The sequence below is a fragment of the Companilactobacillus nantensis DSM 16982 genome (assembly GCF_001435815.1).
GTDB classification, from domain to species: Bacteria; Bacillota; Bacilli; order Lactobacillales; family Lactobacillaceae; genus Companilactobacillus; species Companilactobacillus nantensis.
Genome location: NZ_AZFV01000063.1, coordinates 1 through 2,727, shown reverse-complemented (window position 1 = coordinate 2,727; position 2,727 = coordinate 1). Strand labels below are relative to the sequence as shown.

Below are 2,727 nucleotides of genomic sequence, written 5' to 3'. Positions count from 1 at the left end.
AAAAGTTACCTCCTACTCGATTTGACAATTAATACATCCTAATACATAATACTTTGTATAACGAGGTATAGAAATGAATACACAACTAAAAAAAGGTTTATTAGATATTTGTGTATTAGCCGAGCTCAGAGAAAAGGAATCATATGGTTATGCCATTATCAACGACTTAGCTCCGTTAATCGAAATATCAGAATCAACGTTGTATCCCATTTTAAAACGCCTACTAACGAAAAAGGCGATTACTTCTAAAAGTAAAATTCATAACAATCGGGTTCGGAAATATTATCAGATTACTGATATTGGTAGGCAAGAGATTGATGAATTTGTTGGCGAATGGGGCCAAGTTGAAAAGATTATTAGTTTTATCAAAGGGGACGAGATTGATGGATAAACAAGTATTTTTGAAGGATTTACAAAAGCAGCTAAAAAAATTCGGTGTTAATAATGCCAGTGATTATTTGGATTATTATTCAGAATATTTAGATGATTTGATTGAAAATGGTTTAACAGAAGAGGAAGCAGTTCAAAAAGTCGGTGGTGTCAAGAAAGTCTTGATTGAAATCATTTCCGATAATGATGTTGAGATTCCACAAACGAGCGATCGATTGAAGAGTGCCTTATTGATTGTTTCATTACCAGTTTGGGGTCCATTATTATTTGCATTATATTTAATTCCGATTCTGTTGATCGTCGCTGTACTGTTAATTGCCTTAAGCTTTGGTATTGCTGGTGTCTGGACATTAGTTGGTAGCTTTATCGTGACATTCAAAATCGGTGTGCTTTCCGCAGGTTTACAGTTTGGAATATCGTTGGTTTTTATCGGTCTAGCAATTTTGAGTGAACAATTATTTGCTGGTATGAGTCAAAAATTATTTAGTTTCAACAAGTATCTATTTAAAAAGTTCAATGTTAGGGGAATTTAAAAATGAATTTATTTAAGGTCAATTCTAAAATTATTATTTTGGCATTAGTTTTAATCGCAGCAGGGGTTGTATTGGCATTAGTTTCATACAGTAACTTACATTTTGATGTCAGTGCATTGATTAACCATGGTGGAACTTGGTATGCGCCAATCAAATGGGATATGGGATACTAAAAAAGCAAGCCCAATCAGCTTGCTTGTGGTTAACTAAAATTAAAAATTGCGGTGATAAATGTGGCCGCGCCAAGAAAAATCCCCGGGATATTAGCCCAAACAATGGGCCAGTCCTTTTCCTTCTTGAGTAAACCGTATGCTGTCCAAATCGTGCAGTTAATGAAGGCAACTAGTGGTTGAATCGGATTTCCTTTTGAACCCGATAAGTTAGACATAATCTGAGGAATGTATGAGACATACATTAAGACTGACATCGCACTAGCCACTGTTCCAATTTTTTCTACTTTTTCTGAACTAACTTTCCGCAAATAATAACTTCCTTTCATCTTGCTCAGCTTTTAGCGTCATCAGTTTCTTTGGACGAAAAAGTTGTTTACATGAAAAAATGCTATGTTTCCACGTTAAATCAGACATAGTTGACTGTCAATCGAGACACTGTTTCACAGAAACAAATACGACCTGCAAAATCCAAATTTGATTTTGCAGGTCGTATTTTAATTTAGGTATTTATCTTTTTCAGCTAGAACTTTTCGGACATCATCAGTTGACTTAGTATCCATCATTGCATTTCTCAAATCAGTTGCTCCAAGTTCAGGACGTGCGTAAATCTTAAAGAAACGTTTGAGTGAGGGGAATCTTGGCATATCATAAAGTTTTGAAAAGTCATCGAAAAGATTCAATTGCATTTGTAGTAGATCAAGCAATTCATCAAGTGAATGAGTTTTAGGTTCTTTTTCAAAAGCAAATGGGTTGGCAAAGACACCGCGACCAATCATGATACCATCTAATCCGGGATGTGCTTGAGCTAATTTTAAACCTGTTTGATAGTCAGGAATATCGCCATTGATTTGAATCAAAGTTTCAGGGGCAATTTCATCACGCATTTTGATAATATCGTCTATAACTTCTAGGTGGGCTGGAACCTTACTCATTTCCATCTTTGTCCGTAAATGAATCGTTAAAACATCAACGTGTTGTTCTAATAGGAAAGGAATCCAATCTTTGAACTCGTCAACTTTACTGTAACCTAGACGTGTCTTGGCACTGACCGCGAGACCAGAGGTTTTAGCAGCAGCGATAACATCTTGAGCCCATTGATGATTGCGAATTAAGTCACTACCACCGTGATTTTTAATAACTGTTCCATCAGGACAACCCATATTGATATCAATGGCTTCGAAACCTTGCTCTTTTAATGATACAGCGGCTGATTCAAAATCTTCAGCAAGATTGCCCCAAAGTTGAACAACTGGATATTTTTTTTCACGTGGATCAACATAAAGTCGACCGTGAGTGGGAAATTTAGTATTTGGATCAGTGATACTTTTAGCATAGACAAATTCGCTGAAGAAAGTATCTGGTGGGCATGCTTGTGTAATTACTTGGCGAAAAACGGTATTACTAACAGCCTCCATGGGAGCCATCGAGAAGAAAGGACGATGTTCTGCTTTAGCTTGTGCCGCAATTTCTGGCCAAAAAGTTGATTCTGTCAAACTAGATTACCTCTTTAATTGTTAAAAATGTTTTTAATCATATCATTATATACTACTAGTTTCTGGTTGGGGAATCTAATAATTGGTTTTTGGGGGCCGTCTCCGGAGCTGATAGTATACACCTGCTATGCGGACCGA

Annotated in this window: 5 protein-coding genes; 3 read left to right on the top strand and 2 right to left on the bottom strand. The window is 36.4% G+C overall.

Features of this window, described 5'->3' with window-relative positions:
• The first annotated feature begins 73 nt into the window (after positions 1 to 73).
• Genes FD31_RS13660 through FD31_RS14200 form a run of 3 tightly spaced genes read left to right on the top strand, consistent with a single transcriptional unit; the run spans position 74 to position 1,096 of the window.
• A complete protein-coding gene (locus FD31_RS13660; RefSeq protein ID WP_057893317.1) occupies positions 74 to 391 on the top strand; it encodes a PadR family transcriptional regulator in 318 nt (105 codons plus the stop codon).
• Entirely contained in the window at positions 384 to 923 is a 540-nt protein-coding gene (locus tag FD31_RS13655; RefSeq protein WP_057893316.1) for a DUF1700 domain-containing protein, read from the top strand. Before FD31_RS13660 ends, FD31_RS13655 begins: the two co-directional genes overlap by 8 nt.
• A 2-nt stretch (positions 924 to 925) precedes the next feature.
• Positions 926 to 1,096: a hypothetical protein gene (locus FD31_RS14200; protein ID WP_157049175.1), complete on the top strand. Its 171-nt coding sequence runs from the start codon at positions 926 to 928 to the stop codon at positions 1,094 to 1,096.
• 29 nt (positions 1,097 to 1,125) lie between these two features.
• On the opposite strand, the gene FD31_RS13650 is transcribed toward FD31_RS14200, so the two are convergent.
• Together FD31_RS13650 and FD31_RS13645 are read right to left on the bottom strand one after the other, a co-directional pair.
• Positions 1,126 to 1,422, bottom strand: coding sequence for a SemiSWEET family transporter (locus FD31_RS13650; protein WP_057893315.1), 297 nt, complete (start codon positions 1,420 to 1,422; stop codon positions 1,126 to 1,128).
• Between the two features lie 168 nt (positions 1,423 to 1,590).
• Positions 1,591 to 2,589 carry a tRNA dihydrouridine synthase gene (locus tag FD31_RS13645; RefSeq protein ID WP_057893314.1) on the bottom strand — a complete coding sequence of 333 codons (999 nt, stop codon included), beginning with the start codon at positions 2,587 to 2,589 and terminating at the stop codon, positions 1,591 to 1,593.
• Positions 2,590 to 2,727 lie beyond the last annotated feature (138 nt).

Excerpts from the sequence above, each read along its gene's own strand:
- FD31_RS13660 (WP_057893317.1), top strand. The coding sequence starts at position 74 with ATGAATACACAACTAAAAAAAGGTTTATTAGATATTTGTGTATTAGCC.
- FD31_RS13655 (WP_057893316.1), top strand. The coding sequence starts at position 384 with ATGGATAAACAAGTATTTTTGAAGGATTTACAAAAGCAGCTAAAAAAA.
- FD31_RS14200 (WP_157049175.1), top strand. The coding sequence starts at position 926 with ATGAATTTATTTAAGGTCAATTCTAAAATTATTATTTTGGCATTAGTT.
- FD31_RS13650 (WP_057893315.1), bottom strand. The coding sequence starts at position 1,422 with ATGAAAGGAAGTTATTATTTGCGGAAAGTTAGTTCAGAAAAAGTAGAA.